15 protein-coding genes are annotated in these 15,341 nt (G+C 67.9%); 5 read left to right on the top strand and 10 right to left on the bottom strand.

The annotated features are described in order from the left end of the window. Positions 1-3: 3 nt before the first annotated feature. Complete coding sequence (locus tag ACFJIX_RS30590; RefSeq protein WP_377156719.1) at positions 4-957, bottom strand: MBL fold metallo-hydrolase; 954 nt, start codon at positions 955-957, stop codon at positions 4-6. Between the two features lie 140 nt (positions 958-1,097). Between ACFJIX_RS30590 and ACFJIX_RS30585 the strand changes: the two genes are divergently transcribed. Further along, positions 1,098-1,991, top strand: coding sequence for an IclR family transcriptional regulator (locus ACFJIX_RS30585; protein WP_377156717.1), 894 nt, complete (start codon positions 1,098-1,100; stop codon positions 1,989-1,991). A 112-nt stretch (positions 1,992-2,103) separates the two neighbouring features. Next, entirely contained in the window at positions 2,104-3,813 is a 1,710-nt protein-coding gene (locus ACFJIX_RS30580; protein WP_377156715.1) for a phospholipase D-like domain-containing protein, read from the top strand. 47 nt (positions 3,814-3,860) lie between these two features. Here the strand turns inward: ACFJIX_RS30580 and ACFJIX_RS30575 are convergent, their stop codons facing one another. The 4 genes from ACFJIX_RS30575 to ACFJIX_RS30560 all read right to left on the bottom strand — a co-directional run bounded on the left by ACFJIX_RS30575 (position 3,861) and on the right by ACFJIX_RS30560 (position 7,165). Next, complete coding sequence (locus ACFJIX_RS30575; RefSeq protein WP_377156713.1) at positions 3,861-4,352, bottom strand: hypothetical protein; 492 nt, start codon at positions 4,350-4,352, stop codon at positions 3,861-3,863. Positions 4,353-4,516: 164 nt separating this feature from the next. After that, complete coding sequence (locus ACFJIX_RS30570) at positions 4,517-4,915, bottom strand: GFA family protein (protein ID WP_377156711.1); 399 nt, start codon at positions 4,913-4,915, stop codon at positions 4,517-4,519. 113 nt (positions 4,916-5,028) lie between these two features. Beyond that, positions 5,029-6,990, bottom strand: a complete 1,962-nt coding sequence (locus ACFJIX_RS30565) for an AAA family ATPase (RefSeq protein ID WP_377156710.1) — start codon at positions 6,988-6,990, stop codon at positions 5,029-5,031. Further along, entirely contained in the window at positions 6,983-7,165 is a 183-nt protein-coding gene (locus ACFJIX_RS30560; RefSeq protein WP_377156708.1) for a hypothetical protein, read from the bottom strand. The genes ACFJIX_RS30565 and ACFJIX_RS30560 overlap by 8 nt, the downstream gene beginning before the upstream one ends. Before the next feature lie 526 nt (positions 7,166-7,691). On the opposite strand from ACFJIX_RS30560, the gene ACFJIX_RS30555 reads away from it, so the two are divergent. After that, on the top strand, positions 7,692-7,874 hold the full coding sequence (locus ACFJIX_RS30555; protein WP_377156706.1) for a hypothetical protein: 183 nt from the start codon (positions 7,692-7,694) through the stop codon (positions 7,872-7,874). Positions 7,875-7,886: 12 nt separating this feature from the next. Next, positions 7,887-8,714 (top strand): SPFH domain-containing protein, encoded by an 828-nt coding sequence (locus tag ACFJIX_RS30550; protein WP_377156703.1) that lies wholly within the window; start codon positions 7,887-7,889, stop codon positions 8,712-8,714. 18 nt (positions 8,715-8,732) lie between these two features. On the opposite strand, the gene ACFJIX_RS30545 is transcribed toward ACFJIX_RS30550, so the two are convergent. The 5 genes from ACFJIX_RS30545 to ACFJIX_RS30525 form a co-directional block, all read right to left on the bottom strand. Further along, the gene (locus ACFJIX_RS30545) at positions 8,733-9,539 is read right to left on the bottom strand and encodes a tellurite resistance TerB family protein (protein WP_377156701.1); all 807 of its coding nucleotides are present in this window, start codon (positions 9,537-9,539) and stop codon (positions 8,733-8,735) included. Positions 9,540-9,687: 148 nt separating this feature from the next. Further along, on the bottom strand, positions 9,688-10,788 hold the full coding sequence (locus ACFJIX_RS30540; protein WP_377156699.1) for a tetratricopeptide repeat protein: 1,101 nt from the start codon (positions 10,786-10,788) through the stop codon (positions 9,688-9,690). A 9-nt stretch (positions 10,789-10,797) separates the two neighbouring features. Next, positions 10,798-12,120, bottom strand: coding sequence for an Nramp family divalent metal transporter (locus ACFJIX_RS30535; RefSeq protein ID WP_377156698.1), 1,323 nt, complete (start codon positions 12,118-12,120; stop codon positions 10,798-10,800). A gap of 114 nt (positions 12,121-12,234) precedes the next feature. Continuing rightward, positions 12,235-13,896, bottom strand: a complete 1,662-nt coding sequence (locus ACFJIX_RS30530) for a phosphoethanolamine transferase (RefSeq protein WP_377156697.1) — start codon at positions 13,894-13,896, stop codon at positions 12,235-12,237. Between the two features lie 43 nt (positions 13,897-13,939). Continuing rightward, entirely contained in the window at positions 13,940-14,644 is a 705-nt protein-coding gene (locus ACFJIX_RS30525; RefSeq protein WP_377156696.1) for an arylesterase, read from the bottom strand. Between ACFJIX_RS30525 and ACFJIX_RS30520 the strand changes: the two genes are divergently transcribed. Further along, positions 14,643-15,338 carry an ABC transporter ATP-binding protein gene (locus tag ACFJIX_RS30520; protein ID WP_377156695.1) on the top strand — a complete coding sequence of 232 codons (696 nt, stop codon included), beginning with the start codon at positions 14,643-14,645 and terminating at the stop codon, positions 15,336-15,338. The genes ACFJIX_RS30525 and ACFJIX_RS30520 overlap by 2 nt on opposite strands. The last annotated feature ends 3 nt before the right edge of the window (positions 15,339-15,341 follow it).

The raw sequence follows: 15,341 nt of genomic DNA, 5'->3' as shown, positions 1-15,341 counted from the left end.
CCATCAGCCTTCGAGCGTCTGCCACATCTCCTGATCGCGCTGCGCGGTCCAGATGCGCGGATCGCGGAACTGCGTGACCTCGTCATAGCAGCGCGTGACGTCGAACGGCATGCAGTGGTCGAAGATGACCCAGTGGCCGTACTTCTGCTTCATGACGGCGTAGGTGTCCTTGTAGACGGCGTTGAGCTCCTTGCCCGCGGCGACGCCGGCCTTCACCGACGCGTGCAGGTCGGCGATGAAGCTGCGCGTGCCGGCGAGTCCCTGCGCGACGGATTCAGGCGTCGTCAACGCGGCGCCACGGCCGGGCACCAGCGCAGCTGGCTTGAGCGCGGCGAGGTTGTCCAGCGTCTGCGGCCAATCGCTGAAGTACGCGTCGCCGGCATAGGGCGTGGCATCGAACTCGACCAGATCGCCGGAGAACAGGATCTTCTGCTCGGGCAGCCACGCGACGGTGTCGCCCTTGGTATGCCCGCGTCCGAGCTGCAGCAGCTGCACCTCGAGCTTGCCGAGCCAGAGGCTCATCGCGCCCTGGAAGGTGATCGTGGGCCAGGTGAGGCCGGCCGGCACCGATTCGACATTGCGGAACAGCCGCGGGAAGCGGCCGATCTCGCTGGCCTTGTCCTGCTCGCCGCGCTCGACGATGAGGTCGTAGGTGTCGCGGCTGGCAATGATGTGCTCGGGCTCATACGCCGACGCACCCAGCACGCGCACCGCGTGGTAGTGACTCATCACGACGTACTTGATGGGCTTGTCGGTGACCTCGCGGATGCGGCGGATCACGTCCTGGGCCATCACGGGCGTGGCCTGGGTGTCGATGACCATCACTGCGTCGTCGCCGATGATGATCCCGGTGTTGGGGTCGCCCTCGGCGGTGTAGGCGTAGGCGTTGTCGCTGAGCTTGACGAAGGAGACCTGCTTCTCCTCGACGTCGGCGTGGCTGGCGAACTGCTTGGTCATGGCGTGTCCCGGGCGTTGGCTGAGGGGGAAGGCGGGGAGCGCTTCGATGGTCGTCGAAGCACGATGAAATTCAACAAAACGGAATTCGTTTGTTGGATGCAAATATAGCTGTGTCGCTGAATTCGTTCAACAATAGCGAAATGACCATGCCAGACATTGCCGGCGACGGGCCGGACGCCAACGACCGTGACGACCGGGAGGATCGCGAGGATCGCGAGGATCGTGACGACCGCGAGGACCGGCGCGGCATCCAGAGCATCGAGGTGGGCGGCCGCCTGTTGAAGGCTGCGGCGGCGCGCGGCCAGCCTTTGCCGCTGAAGGCGCTGTCGCAGGCGGCGGAGATGAGCCCGGCGAAGGCGCATCCCTACCTGGTCAGCTTCTGCAAGCTCGGGCTGATGCGGCAGGACGCGGCGACGGGGTACTACGGCCTGGGCCCGCTGGCGATGGAGATGGGCCTGATCGGCATGCAGCAGATCGACCCGATCCGACTGGCGACGGCGCGGCTGGAGGCGCTGGCCGAGGAGATCGGCCACACGGTGGCGATCGCGGTGTGGGGCTCGCAGGGCGCGACGATCGTGCGCACGGCGGCATCGCCGGCGGCGGTGCACGTGACGATGCGGCACGGGACGGTGGTGTCGCTGTCGGACACCGCGTCGGGTCCGCTGTTCGCGGCCTACCGGCCGGAGGCGGAGATCAAGGCGATGCTCGCGGAAGCGCGCCGCAAGGGACCCGCGGACCTCGCCCGCGTCGGTCCGCACGATCGGCCGCGCGAGCTGCCGACGTGGCCGGCGTTCTCAGCGACCCTGGCGGAGATCCGCGGCCGAGTGATGCACCGCTCGGTGGGCGGGATCGTCGAGGGCGTCGGCGCGCTGGCCGTGCCGGTCTTCGACAGCGATGCGCAGATGGCGCTGGCGCTGACGGCGATCGGGCCGTCGGGGGCGTTCGATGCGGCGTGGGACGGTGCCGTCGCGCGCGGACTCACCGGCGCTGCAACGGCGCTGATGCGGGAGATTGGCGGGCGCTTTCCCGGATAACGAGGAGCATCTCATCAACCTTGGGGACGGGCGATACGCCACCTCCCCTCATGGCGGTGAATGCGCTGCCTATAGTTGCGCACGCCTCTGGAAAGGGTGGAGGAGGATCGTTATGCGCAAACGCGTCTCTCAAGGCGGGTTGACCGTCAACGCCATCGCCGGTTCCCACGTGGTGGTGTTGGGGTTCAACGTCACCGAAGCCAAACGCAAAGGCCTGCGCGGCTTTGCGATCCGGCGCACGGACCATACCGAGGACGAGAGCTATTGGATGTATGGCACGAAGACATTTGAAAGCGTCGAGCCGCATCCCGCTCCCGGTGGACAGTATTCAAGCCACATTCACCCGATCCAGGGGTTTCAGTGGTCCGACTACAGCGCCAAGCCTGGCTACTCCTACACCTACAAGGTCGTTGCGATGTACGGCCCGGTCGATGCCTTAATCGACGGGGTGAGCGTCGAGGTCTCGCTGATGACTGAGCGTATCGAAGACGAGGAACACGTGATCCGCTTCAACCGTGGATCGGTGGCCACGCAGGAGTACGCTCGACGTTTCCAGAATCTTCCGCCGCTGCCAGTCAAGGAAGGCGGCCCAAGCGCCGGTCAGGCGGCGCTCGACTGGCTCTCTCGCGGACTCTTCGAAGGAATCATCGAGTTCATCCAGCGCGCGACGGGGCCGGATTACGGCCTCAAAGGCTGCTTCTACGAATTCCAGTGGAAGGATGTCCTCTATGAGTTGCGCAAGGCCAAGGGACGCGGCGCAGACGTGGGCATCGTTTTCGACGACATCGACAACGCCTCTGGACCGCACGCGCGCAACGAGGCCGCGATCACGACCGCGAAGATCAAGTCCTTGACGAAGCCTCGTCGCAACGGCACGCTGATGCACAACAAGTTCCTAGTGCTGACAAAGGATGGTGCGCCCATTGCCGTTCTGTTCGGATCCACCAATCTGACCTTGAATGGCCTGTTCGGCCATGCCAACTGCACGCATGTGGTCGAGAACGCGGACATCGCGGCCCGATACCTGGATTTCTACCTGAAGCTCCACACCGATCCCGAGACCACCAAGGGCAGCACCTACAAGCGATGGACCATTGAGCAGACCCCGGCACCAGCGGAGGAGTTCGTCGACGGCATGGCGCCGGTGTTCTCGCCTCGCGCGAATTCCGACGCGCTCGGTTGGTACGGCGAGTTGGCCGGGGCGGCGAAGGATGCGTTGTTCATGACCTTCGCGTTCGGCATGAACGATGTCTTTCGCAAGGTCTACAGCCAAGCCGACGACGTGCTGCGTATCGGTCTGATGGAGAAGGAATGGAACGGGGCGAAGAAGGAAGAGCAGATCGCCGCCATCCGGGAGATCCAGGCGTTGCCCAACGTCGTGATCGCCATCGGCAACAGAATCCCGCTCAATGGCTTCGACCAGTGGCTAGGTGAGTTGGAAAGGATCGAACCCAGCGCGCATGTGTTGTGGATACATCTGAAGTTCATGCTGATCGATCCGCTGTCGAACTCCCCGACCGTCGTCGCGGGATCCGCGAACTTCAGTCAAGCCAGCACCACGACCAACGACGAGAACATGCTGGTGATCAAAGGCAACACGCGGGTGGCGGACATCTACCTGGGTGAGTACATGAGGCTGTACTCGCACTACGCGTTTCGCGAAGCGGTCGCGATCTTTCTCCGGAAGAATCCGAATGCAAAGCCAAGTGACATGAGACAGGGGTTCCTGATTGAAGAGGACGACTGGACGAAGGATGCGTTCAATCCTGCCGACACGACTGCGAGGCGGGCGCGACGGCTCTACTTCGCGGGCATGCCGTGAAGGAATCGCCGCTGGCAAGCGTTCGCCCTCGAGGCTCCCGGCGACCTCTAGAGCGAGGTCCGACTTCGCTTCGTATGCCGGCTCGGCGGGCGGGCGTCAAGTAGCTTCGCGGCGGCCTTCTTATCGATTGGAATGAGTATCGTGGCGATGAAATCGATGATTCGTTCAGTCCGCCAACCGTGGCTTGCCGATGCTGCAAGCATGAATGGTTCCAGAACGAGTGCGCGCAACTCCTCTGAAGGCGCGACTGCGAAGAGGATCGCACTCAAGCCGTCCAGTCTGCGCAGGCCATGCCGTTCTGTGGCGATGACTTGAAGCAACTCTCGCGTCCAGTCAGCGGCGTTGATCGAGCCTCTGTCAACGAGCAGGCGTAGGGGCCAACGCGCAACCGAGGCGACTCGGTTTGGCTCATTTTGGCTGGCTGCCGCGGCGAGAGCTTCCCGCAGCAGGTCTTCCGCCCTGGGGTGCGACGGATTGGCTTCCACGACTGAGGTGATGGCCTGGCATCGATACCAGGGATGCTCGATCAGCCGAGCCACGCGCAGAGCCTGTCGAGGATCTTCCGCTGCGAGTCCCGCCACTTCGGCCCGCCCGGATACGCCTCTTCCGGTGGTACTGCTTCGCAGCTGCTCAAGGTGCTGCCTCTGCGCTTCGGAGAGTTGGTCCTCCCACATCAGTCACACCTCGCTGGCGAGCGCGCAAGTCACTGCTGCGGCGAAGCCGGCACCTCGCCGAGTGCGCCCGTCCACCCCACGGCGGAGTGCGTCCAGATCTGCCGCGACGGCCGCAGCTGGTCGCGCTCTTCCAGGCAACCGAGCCGAAGCACCGCATGCGTCGGGTTCTCCGCCGCGGCGCCATACAGCGCCGTTCCGCAATCGGGGCAGAACACTTGCGCGCGCCGGTTCCCGCTCTGCGCTACCTTCACGTAGGTCTTCGGCGAGCCGGAGATCTCGAAGGTCTCCATCGGTGCCGAGATGACCGCCCGGTACGGCGCGCCGGACAGGATCTGGCAGTCGTCGCAATGGCACACGACGACTTGCGTCGGATCGACGTCGCCGGTGAATCGGATGGCGCCGCAGTGGCAGGAACCGTGGACTTTCATGACGGACGGATCTCGAAGTTCAAGCTCGGCGCAGTCTATGCCGTCAGCAGCCATTCGTCCCGCGGCTCGATGGGCTCGCGACGCTGCGACAGCGTAGAGATCCAGGGCCATGGTCATCCCGGTTGCGCAGCCGGCAGAGCGAAGGCTGGAAGGGCCTGCTCGTGTCTTGCCTCGGCGGGGAGATGCCGCGGCGGCATCCGCCCCGCCACCCGGAACGCCGCCAGGCTCTCCGCATAGGGATCCAGCGCATCCTCCGTCCTGCCGAGCGGCAGACCCGCCACGACCGCGAAGCGTTCGGGCGTCACCTGTCCCTCGGCGATCAGCTCGTCCACGAGCGCCAGCAGCGCCTCGCGATGCGAATCGATCAGCGCCGTGGCGCGCGCGTGCTCGGAGCGCAGCAGGGCTTCGATCGCCGCGTTGGTGGATTCGACGTCGGTGCAAACGTGCTCTTCGCTGTCCGTCGACACGTCGACGCGGCCGATGCGGTCGCCGTGACCCAGGTAGCGGAGCATGCGCGCGGCCGTCCGCGTGGCCTTGCGCAGGTCGCTCGAGGCGCCGCTGGAACTCAGGTCGGCGCCGAAGACCAGCAGCTCCGCCGCGCGGCCGGCCAGGCTCGTGCAGATGGCATCGAGCAGGTTCCGGCGCGACCACACCTTGCGGGAGGTGTACGAGTTGTAGCCGCCCTCGAAGCTCGCCACATGGATCTTGATCTCCCGCGGCGCCATGCCGAACAGCAGCGCATGGACCAGGCCGTGGCCGGCCTCGTGCACCGCGAGCAGCGCCCGGAAATCGGCGTTGGTGCGCTGGCGCAGGCGGTTGATCTCGAAAGGCTCTGCGACGGTGCCCGACTCGCCGCGCCAATGCGCGATCAGGCAACGGCCGTCGGCGCTGAGGCTCACGCCATCGCCAGGCGCGGCACCGCGCTCGATCGCCCACAGCGCCGCCTTGGCCAGCCCGGTCCCGAGGATCGCGTGCAGCGACGAGAACAGCGGCCGCGTGCCCTGCGCCGGGAACACCGCGTTCGCGTAGATCTGCGCGCGCACGCTGTCGGCCAGCTCGAAGCGCAGGCCGCAGCGCGCCTCCGATTCGCGGACATATCGCGCACAGCCCTGCGCGATCACCTGCTCGTACGCGCGCCGCGACAGCGAGGGGTAGATCACATGCTCGTTGCCCAGCCGCGCCACCTGCTCCGGCTTGAAGCGCTGATTGAGCGCCTGCTTGACGTCGATCACGCTGAGCTTGCCGGTCAGCGCATGGAAGATGTCGGCATCGCTGTCGCAGTCGTCCACGCTGGTGGCGAGGTCCTCGTACATCTCGTCGAGGTTGCCGCAGACGAAGACGAGCAGCCGGCTGTAGTCGGTCTCCCAGTGCTGCTGGCCGCGCTCGCGGAATTCACGCAGACGCGCCTGCACCTGGTCCGGCGTCCAGGCCATGATCTCCATCAGCGGTTCGTCGAGCTTGAGGGTGCGCTGCAGCTCCTGCGCCTCCCAGCTGCGCAGCTTGAAGCGCAGCTTCGCGTCCGACGCCTCGGCGCGTTCGGCGTCGAAGGCGGCCTCGGCGATGGACGACTCGATGTCGACCAGCAGCGACAGCGCCGGCGGCAGCCGGCCGTCGGAGAGCAGGGCCCAGACGTCCTGGTAGCGTTCGACGCGCATCTCGCCGCGCTTGGCGTCGATGGTGCGGAAACGCTGGAACTCGTCGAGCGCGAGGATGCCCGGCTCGCCCTCGCGCAGGCCGGATTGGGCCAGCATGCCCGAGATGCTCTGCGCGCCGCGCATGCCCGCGCCGTTGGAGAAGCCGTCCATCTGCACTTCGACGAAGCGGTCGTAGAAGCCCAGCAGCTGCGCCAGACGGCGCACGAGCTGCGTCTTGCCGGTGCCCGTCAGGCCCCAGATACAGACGATGACGGGCCGCGAGACGAGCTCGGGCAGCACGTACCAGGCCCGCACCGAATCGATGACGCGGTCGATGATGGCGTCGATGCCGAACAGCTCGGTCTTGAGCCGGGCGGCGACGTCTTGCAGCTGCTGGTTTCTCTGCGCCAGCTGCGCGCGCAGGTCGGTGGATTCATTCATCCCAATCCTCTCGTCGCAGCAGCGCCTGCAGCGCCACGCGGTCGGCGCGGCGTTGCGCGCCGCGGCTCTGGATGTGTTGGCCTGCGCCACGCAGTCCACGCTGGGCCATCGCGCGCGCCACGGGGTTGCGCGCACCGGGGCTCGTCTCGAGCACCAGCGTCATGGCTTGTTTCATGCGGCGCAGGGCCTTGACCCGCCCCTCCTGGAGGGCGCGGGAACGGAGTTGTGCACTCATTCGGTTTCCGAAAAGCAAAAGCCCCGGCTCAATGGCGGCGGGGCTTTGCTTGCCGCGCGGTCTGAGGCCGTATCTGTGAACAGACACGGTTCAGCCGGGGCTCGGGAACCGTGTTCAGTCGATCGTCGAGGTGAACAAGGAGGACATAAGAGGGATCTCCGTCATGCGGGCGCTGTCGTGGGCGCCTTCAGCAGTTGGGCGCGGATGATGCGCATTGCGGCGCGGACGCGCAAGTGCGATTCGTCTGCGGAGCGATTTCGCGTTGCGGCGCGCCAACGCGGAACAGCGGCACGCGGGAGCCTCCGCTGCAAGCAGGCAAGTCCTGGCACCACCGACCGGCGGACCGAAGGTGATGGTGCCGATGTGGCGTCCCCGCCGCGGGGTCCTCCCTCCGAGGGGTGTCCCCCCGACGGAGTCGAGCGCGATCGCGGTGCGCCGTCCACAATGCACGCCGAGGAGAAAAAGCATGGCTCTCATTCGCGCCTGGTTGGTGCTCATCGTGTTGTGGCTGGCCTGTCTGGGCCTGGTGGTCTGGGTGCGTTCGATGACGCGCAGACAGGCGTTGGCCTGGTTCCAGCTCGCGCGTTGGGCCGTCGGCGGCGCGGTACTCGCGTTGGCGCTCGCGGCACTCACCATCTATCTGTTCTGAGGAGAAGAAGAAATGAACACCACCCATCGCGCGCGTTCGTCGCGCCTGTCGCTCGGCATGCTGGCCGTGGCGGCGCTGCTCGGCGGCTGCACCCGCATCGAGACCGGCGAGGTCGGCCTGCGCGTCGGCGTCGACAAGCAGATCAGCGGCGCCGAGCTGTTGCCCGGCAGCTTCAACCAGACGCTGTTCGGCGACGTGCTGACCTTCCCGGTCCGCGACATCGCGGTCACGCTGGAGAACAAGCAGCCGCTGACGTCCGACAACAGCACGCTCAAGGATTTCGACATGACCCTGGTCTACTCGATCAATCCTTCGGCGGTGTCGGACCTCTGGACCACCAAGAGCCGCACCTTCCATGCCTTCAGCCGCGACGACCGCGACTGGATCCTGATGCATGGCTACATGACCACGGTGGCCAACAACGCGGCCTACAAGGCCGTGCGCGAATACAAGGCCCTGGCCGTCGCGGACAACCGCCAGAAGATCGAGTCCGAGATCAAGCGCATCGTGACGGAGACGCTGGCGTCGGAAGGGCTGGGGACGGCGCTGTCGGTCTCGCTGGTGCAGGTGCGCACGGTGATGCCGGCGGACGACATCATCGCGTCCGCCAACGCCGTGGTGACGGCGCAGAACGCGCTGCGCGCCAAGGAGATCGAGGTCGAGACGGCCAAGAAGGAGGCCGAACGGATCGCCGCGCTGAACACCAACAGCAAGGCGATCGAGTACATGAACGCGCAGGCCCAGCTGAAGATCGCCGAAGGCGTCGCCGCCGGCAAGGTGCAGACGATCGTCGTCCCTTACGACTTCAAGGGCATCGTGAACGCCAACCCGGCGCGCTGACGGGTCAGCGCGGACGCTTCAGCCTTGCGCGAGCGCCTGGGCCTCGAGTTGTGACTTGAGGCCCTCCGGCAGCTTCAGCTGCCGGGCCAGCTCGTCGAGGTAGGCGCGTTCCATGTAGCTGGTCTCGTCGACCATCAGCAGGCTGGCGAGGTACATCTCGGAGGCGATCTCCGGCGTCGTGGCAGCCTGTGCCACCGCGGCCGGATCGAGCGGACGACGCAGGACGTCCTCCTGCCAGCGGCGCAACTCGGGATCGTCCTCGACGCGGCTGAGCGCCTGCTCGATCAGTTCGCGCTCGCGGTCGTCCAGATGACCGTCGGCCTTGGCGGCGGCGATCATCGCCAGCAGCACGGCGCGGCTGTGTTCCTCCGCTTCGTCCTGAGGCACCCGGTCCAGCGTGCGTGGTTCCGCCGTGAGGCTGGCCTGCGACGACGACGTCGAGCCGGGCGTAGACGACTGACCCTGCGCCTGCCCTTGGCCTTGCGCCTGCTGCTGCGCCTGCCATGCGGTATAGGCCTTGTAGGCCATCAACCCGAGCGCCGCGATGCTGCCGTACTTCAGCGCCTTGCCGCCGTAGCTGCGTCCGCGCCTGCTGCCGAGCAGGGCGCCCAGGACGCCGGCGACGCCAGCGCCTGCGCCGATCTGTCCGAGTCCTCCCAGGTTGCCGAGATTCCCCAGATTCCCCAGATTGCCGAGGTTGCCCAGCCCGCCCAGTCCACCGAGGCCGCCAAGCCCACCCGGGCCACTTCGGCCCGGCGCGCCGCCGCCTGCCAGCAGGTCGCGCCCCGATCTCAGCAATTGATCCAGAAGTCCATGCGCACTCATCGCCAGCCCCTTTCAACGCGGTGGAAGAGTCTGTCAGTTGAGGGCATCGGATGACATCCCCAAGTCCGATCGGCCTGTCAATCGATTCGGTCGGGCCTGCTTGTTCGGCCAGGCCCTCGGTGCCAGTGACATGGCGGGCATCAGCGCCTCATGACGAGCCCGGCACCAGCGAAAACAGGTGCGCATCCCACGCCTGGCCGTCGACGCCGCGGATCCGGTTGCGCAGCAGGCCCTCGTAGTGCGCGCCGCAGCGCCGCGCCACGGCGAGGCTGGGTTCGTTGCCGTCGGCGACGACGATCTCCACGCGCATCAGCTGGAGCTTGCCGAACGCATGCCGGCTGAGCGCGCGCACCGCCGATGAGGCCGCGCCCTGGCCCTCCCGGGACGAACGCACCCAGTAGCCGAGGTTGCAGAACGGATGCACCGCATGCAGCGAGTTGAGTCCGCCGCCGCCGACGAAGTCGCCGCTGTCGCGGTCGAAGATGCCGAACTCGTAGGCGGTGCCGCTCTGCCAGCCGCGGGCGCAGTGGGCGAGCCACTCGGCGCCATCAGCGGCGGAGAAATCCGCGTGCGCCCATTTCATCCATCGGCCGATGGACGCATGCGACTCGCGGACCGCGGTGACGAAGTCCGGCAGGTCGGCGGGGCGGTAGGGCCGCAGCACGAAGCGACCTTCGATCAGTTCGACGCCCGGCGTGCCCGGCGCGACGACGGCCCCGTCGTCCCAGACCTCGCCGGCGAGCTGCTTCGCGCAGGCCAGCATCGAGCGGTTGTAGCGCGACAGCCGGGGCGCGAGCGTCGCCAGCGCCAGTCCGGCCGCCTCGTTGCCGCGGCCCTGCGCCGCATAGGTGAGCGCCAGGATCGCGCGCGCCTCGTCATGCAGCGGGCGGTCGTGGCCGGGCTGCAGGTGATCAGCCAGCTCGGCGACGAGCAGCGCTTCGCTCTCGTCGAGACGCTTCAGCCAGCGCAGCGTGCTGCCGAGCTGGATGACCGCCCGCGTGCGGCGGTATGGGTCGAGCGCGCCGGTCTCGAGCGCCGCGCGATAGAGCGGCTCGGCCTCCGCTTCGAGACCGGCCGTGTCGCGTGCGCAGGCGCGCTCGAAGAGGGCTCGCGCATCGCCCACGGGACGTTCGGCGGCGAGTGCATCGATCGCCTCGACGATCTGCGCGCCGGTGAGATCCGGTGCGCGCCGCCAGACATCGTCGATGCGCAGGGACCAGTCGTCGTGGAGCGGATCGGGTGCGGTCATCGGGGCAGTCTAGCGACTGCCTCCGACCATGCTGGAAGTCTGCAGCACGATCATCGTCACGGTGGCCAGCGCCATCGCGCCGGTCGCGAGCCATCCCAGCACGCGCCACAGCGGCGGCATGCGCAGTTCGCCGACGATCTTCCGGTGCGAGGCCGCGATCATCACGGCGACCATGATCGGCACCGAGATCAGCGCGTTCACGACGGCCGACCAGTACAGCGCCTTGATCGGATTGAACCCCGACAGGCTGAGCGCGAGTCCGAGGAGCATGGCCCCGCTGAGGATCGCGTAGAAGACCTTGGCCGAGTGCGCCGGACGGTCGAGCCCGCGCCGCACGCCCGCGAGCGTGGCGACCGCGTACGCCGCTGATCCGGCGAGCACCGGCAGCGCGAGGAAGCCCGTGCCCACGATGCCGGCCGCGAACAGCACGAACGCGAAGTTCCCGGCGATCGGCTTGAGCGCCTGCGCGGCCTGCGCGGTGGTCTCGATGTCGCGCACGCCGTGGGCATGCAGCGCGGCGGCGGTCGCGACGATCATGAAGAACGCGATCGTGTTGGAGAACCCCATGCCGACCAGCGTGTCCGTGCGCAGCCGGCGGAACTGGCTGGCCGCCTGCTCCGGCGCGACGGCGAGCGGACGGTCGGCGTCGATGCGACGGATCTCCTCGGCTTCCTGGCTGGCCTGCCAGAAGAAGAGGTAGGGGCTGATCGTCGTGCCGAGGATCGCGACGACGGTGGTCGCGTAGTCGCGGTCCCAGTGCAGCGACGGCAGCACCAGCGACTTCAGCGCGAGCACCCAGTCCGCCTGGGCCGCGAAGCCGACGCCGACGTAGGCGAGGAGCGTCAGCGTCAGCCATTTCAGCAGCTTCACGTAGCGCTCATACGGCAGCCAGATCTGCAGCAGCAGGGAGAGCAAGGCCATGACGACGACGAACGCTCCCGGCGGACCGCCGACGGCCAGGTGCATCGCATCGCCCATCGCGCTGAGGTCGGCGCCGAGGTTGATGACGTTGGCCACGACCAGCAGCGACACCAGCCCGACGACCAGCCAGCGCGGGCAGAGCTTGGAGAAGTTCTCGGTGAGCCCCTTGCCGGTGATGCGGCCGATCCGCGCGCTGGCGAGCTGGATGCCGACCATCAGCGGGAAGGTCACGAGGATGGTCCAGCCGACGCTGTAGCCGTACTGCGCGCCTGCCTGCGAATAGGTGGCGATGCCGCTCGGGTCGTCGTCGGCGGCGCCGGTGATCAGGCCGGGGCCGAGCTTGCTCCACCAGGGCGCGCCGACGGTCGCCTTCTCCGCGTGAGCCGCCGCGTCACTGTCGATTCGATCCATGCCTGGCTCCTGGGTTGCCGAGGCACAGGCAAGCGCAATGCCTGCACGAGGCCCGCACGAGGTCCGCACGATGCCCGAGCAACGCTCAAGCACGCCCCGCGCAGCGCCCGCCGGCTATTGCTCGAAGCGGACGTCCTTCACCGGCAGCGTCGGCGCTTCCCACGCGTAAGCGGGATGGAGCACATTGCACTCGTCGCGCATGTCCGGCCAGCGGAGCTGCATCAACTCCGCGAGCGTCCAGCCGGCCCAGTCGGCGCGGAACGGCCGCGAGGCCGTCGACGCCTCGAAGCTCGATTCACTGCGCCACAGCAGCGCGGGGATGCGGTAGCCCGAAGCCGTGCCCGGGCTGTGGCCGGCGTGGTCGAGGCTGTGGCCGACCTCCTGGCCGTGGTCGGACAGGAACATCCAGGCCCCGCGTCCGCCCGCCGGCAGGTGGCTGCGCGTGAGCCGCAGCGTCCGCGCGACGATGCGGTCGTGATAGTGGATGGCCGAGTCGTAGTCCTGCCGGAACTCGCGCACCCAGGCGGCGCGGCCGTCGCGTGCCATCGCGACGTCCACGGCGTCGCCGTCCTGGTCGTCGAACGGATGCTCGCCCGGCGGCATGCGCAGCCGGTAGTGCGGGTGCGCGCCCAGCAGGTGCACCACCACCAGCTTGCGCGGCGCGGGATCGGCCAGCGCCTGTTCGACCTCGTCCAGCAGGTCCTCGTCGAGCGAGCCCGACGAGCGTCCCGGCTGCCGGTTGATCATCTCCACCACGTCGGCCAGCCGCGCATGCTGCTGGTCGACGGCGACGTCGTCATGGTTGCTCACCCACCAGACCTTGTAGCCGGCGCTCTTCGCCAGCGCGATCAGATGCTGCGTGCGGCCGGCGGGATCGTCCTCGTCGCGCTCGCCGAAGCTGAAGAGGCCGCTCAACGACGCGACCGTCGTCGCCTGCGTCGACCACGCGTGGCGCAGCGTCAGCAGCCGGGCGCGCTCCTCGTCGCGCAGCGCGATCAGTTCGGGCGTCGTGGGGCGTGCGTAGCCGTAGAGGCTCATGTTGTCGCGGTTCACGCTCTCGCCCAGCACGAGCACCACGGTCGACGGGCTGCTTGTCGCCATCGCCGGCGACGCGGCTCGGGCATTGCGCATCAACTGCTCGCGCTGGACCTGCTGGTCCGCCCAGTTGGCGCGCAGGTCGGCGACCTGCTGCGTCCAGGCCGGCCAGAACAGCAGCGGATGATGCCGGCGCCAGGGCTTGCTCAGGTGGGCGAGGGCGCAGACGGCCAGCACGACGAGCAGCGCGATGCGGGCGCGGCGCGAGAGCACCGCCCGATTGCCGCTCGCGCCAGTCACGCCGGTCGCGCGGGTCGCGAGCGTGATCGCGACGCCGCTGAGCGCGAGCATCCCGATCAACGCGGCGACGGCCATCGCCATCGCGGGCACCTGCGAGACGAGGTACTCGATCGACTCGCGCGCAGTCGTGTTCGCCGCCGCGGCGAGCACGAGCGAGCTGTCCGGCGCCGCCTGATACTGGTTCTGCAGGAAGGCGCGCACCGCGCCGTCGACGAGGAAGGCCGAGATCACGATGAAGGCCGTGACCCAGCGCACCCGGCGCCAGACGAGGCGCTCGATCGGCCACAGCAGCCACAGCAGCACGGGGAGGACGAGCAACCCGACCTGCGCCGCGCGGCGGCTGTCGTGGCCGGCCAGCACGGCGCCGGCGCAGGCGAGCGCGAGCAGGCTCAGGGCGCCCCAGCGCAGCAGCGCGGGGCGTCCGGGAATCGAAGCGGACATCAGGTCGACGGAAGCGGCGAAGGCGCGCAGTCTAGGTGCCCGTTCACAACATCGGCCTCAAGACCTTCCAGACGTTGTCCAGCATCACCGGATGCGCCTTGGCCAGCGGGTGGATGCGGTCGCCCTGGAACCACTCGGCCATGTCCGGCCGATCGGCCACGCCGGCCAGCAGGAAGGGCTGCAGCGGCACCTTCTCCTCCTGCGCGACGGTCTTGAAGCTGCCCTCGAAGTCCCGCGCGTAGCTCGCGCCCATGTTGGGCGGGATCTGCATGCCGATCAGCAGCACCTTCGCGCCGGCGTCCTTGCCGGCCTGCACCATCGCCTTCAGGTTCTCGCGGGTCATCTTCAGCGGCAGGCCGCGCAGCGCGTCGTTGCCGCCGAGCTCGATGATCAGGTGCGTCGGACGATGCTGCTTCAGCACCGCGGGCAGCCGCGAGCGTCCGCCCGAGGTCGTGTCGCCGCTGATGCTGGCGTTGATCACCTCGGCGTCCAGCTTCTGCGCCTTCAGCCGCTGCTCCAGCAGCGCCACCCAGCCGCTGCCGCGGGCCAGGCCATACTCGGCGGAGAGACTGTCGCCCAGCACGACGATGCGGCGCGATGCCCCGCCAGTCGCTCCGGCCACAGTGCCCGCTTCGGTGCGGCCTTGCGCCGCGACAGGCCCGGCCAGGACCCCCGTCGCGACGAGGGTCGCGACACAGGCGCTACAGTGCAACATCCATTCACGGCGGCGCATCTGCGGTTGATTCATGGTTCAGAACATCCTCGAAGTCGATCACGTCAGCAAGTCGGTCCAGGATGCCGACGGCGTGCTGACCATTCTGCATGACATCAATTTCCAGCTGCAGGCGCGGGAGTCCGTCGCCATCGTCGGCGCCTCGGGCTCGGGCAAGAGCACGCTGCTGTCCATCCTCGCGGGGCTGGATACGCCCACAGAAGGCACCGTGCGTCTGCAGGGGCAGGACATGTTCGTCCTCGACGAGGACGGCCGGGCCGCGCTGCGCGGGGCGCATCTGGGCTTCGTGTTCCAGAGCTTCCAGCTGCTGTCGCACCTGACGGCGCTGGAGAACGTCATGCTCCCGCTGGAGCTCCGCGGCGAACGCGATGCGCGGTCGCAGGCCAAGGCCATGCTGGAACGGGTGGGGCTGGGGCAGCGGCTGTCGCACTACCCGCGCGTGCTGTCGGGCGGCGAGCAGCAGCGCGTCGCGCTCGCCCGCGCGTTCGTGCAGCAGCCCGCGTTGCTGCTGGCCGATGAACCGACCGGCAGCCTCGACTACGCCACCGGGGAGCAGGTCATGGCGTTGATGTTCGAACTCAACCGCGAACTCGGAACGACGCTGGTCATGGTCACCCACGACCAGAGCATCGCGGCACGCTGCGAGCGGCAGTTGAAAATCTCGGCAGGCCATCTGCAGGACATCACGATGGCGGATCTGCCTGCCTGAGCG

The organism is Roseateles sp. UC29_93 (genome assembly GCF_042695725.1).
In the GTDB taxonomy this organism is placed as follows: domain Bacteria; phylum Pseudomonadota; class Gammaproteobacteria; order Burkholderiales; family Burkholderiaceae_C; genus Roseateles; species Roseateles noduli_A.
The sequence above is the reverse complement of the archived record's forward strand: the minus strand, read 5'-3'. Positions and strand labels throughout refer to the sequence as shown.

Coding starts and splice junctions, on each gene's coding strand:
- ACFJIX_RS30590 (WP_377156719.1), bottom strand. CDS start 957: ATGACCAAGCAGTTCGCCAGCCACGCCGACGTCGAGGAGAAGCAGGTC.
- ACFJIX_RS30585 (WP_377156717.1), top strand. CDS start 1,098: ATGACCATGCCAGACATTGCCGGCGACGGGCCGGACGCCAACGACCGT.
- ACFJIX_RS30580 (WP_377156715.1), top strand. CDS start 2,104: ATGCGCAAACGCGTCTCTCAAGGCGGGTTGACCGTCAACGCCATCGCC.
- ACFJIX_RS30570 (WP_377156711.1), bottom strand. CDS start 4,915: ATGAAAGTCCACGGTTCCTGCCACTGCGGCGCCATCCGATTCACCGGC.
- ACFJIX_RS30565 (WP_377156710.1), bottom strand. CDS start 6,990: ATGAATGAATCCACCGACCTGCGCGCGCAGCTGGCGCAGAGAAACCAG.
- ACFJIX_RS30560 (WP_377156708.1), bottom strand. CDS start 7,165: ATGAAACAAGCCATGACGCTGGTGCTCGAGACGAGCCCCGGTGCGCGC.
- ACFJIX_RS30555 (WP_377156706.1), top strand. CDS start 7,692: ATGGCTCTCATTCGCGCCTGGTTGGTGCTCATCGTGTTGTGGCTGGCC.
- ACFJIX_RS30550 (WP_377156703.1), top strand. CDS start 7,887: ATGAACACCACCCATCGCGCGCGTTCGTCGCGCCTGTCGCTCGGCATG.
- ACFJIX_RS30545 (WP_377156701.1), bottom strand. CDS start 9,539: ATGAGTGCGCATGGACTTCTGGATCAATTGCTGAGATCGGGGCGCGAC.
- ACFJIX_RS30540 (WP_377156699.1), bottom strand. CDS start 10,788: ATGACCGCACCCGATCCGCTCCACGACGACTGGTCCCTGCGCATCGAC.
- ACFJIX_RS30535 (WP_377156698.1), bottom strand. CDS start 12,120: ATGGATCGAATCGACAGTGACGCGGCGGCTCACGCGGAGAAGGCGACC.
- ACFJIX_RS30530 (WP_377156697.1), bottom strand. CDS start 13,896: ATGTCCGCTTCGATTCCCGGACGCCCCGCGCTGCTGCGCTGGGGCGCC.
- ACFJIX_RS30520 (WP_377156695.1), top strand. CDS start 14,643: ATGGTTCAGAACATCCTCGAAGTCGATCACGTCAGCAAGTCGGTCCAG.
- ACFJIX_RS30525 (WP_377156696.1), bottom strand. CDS start 14,644: ATGAATCAACCGCAGATGCGCCGCCGTGAATGGATGTTGCACTGTAGC.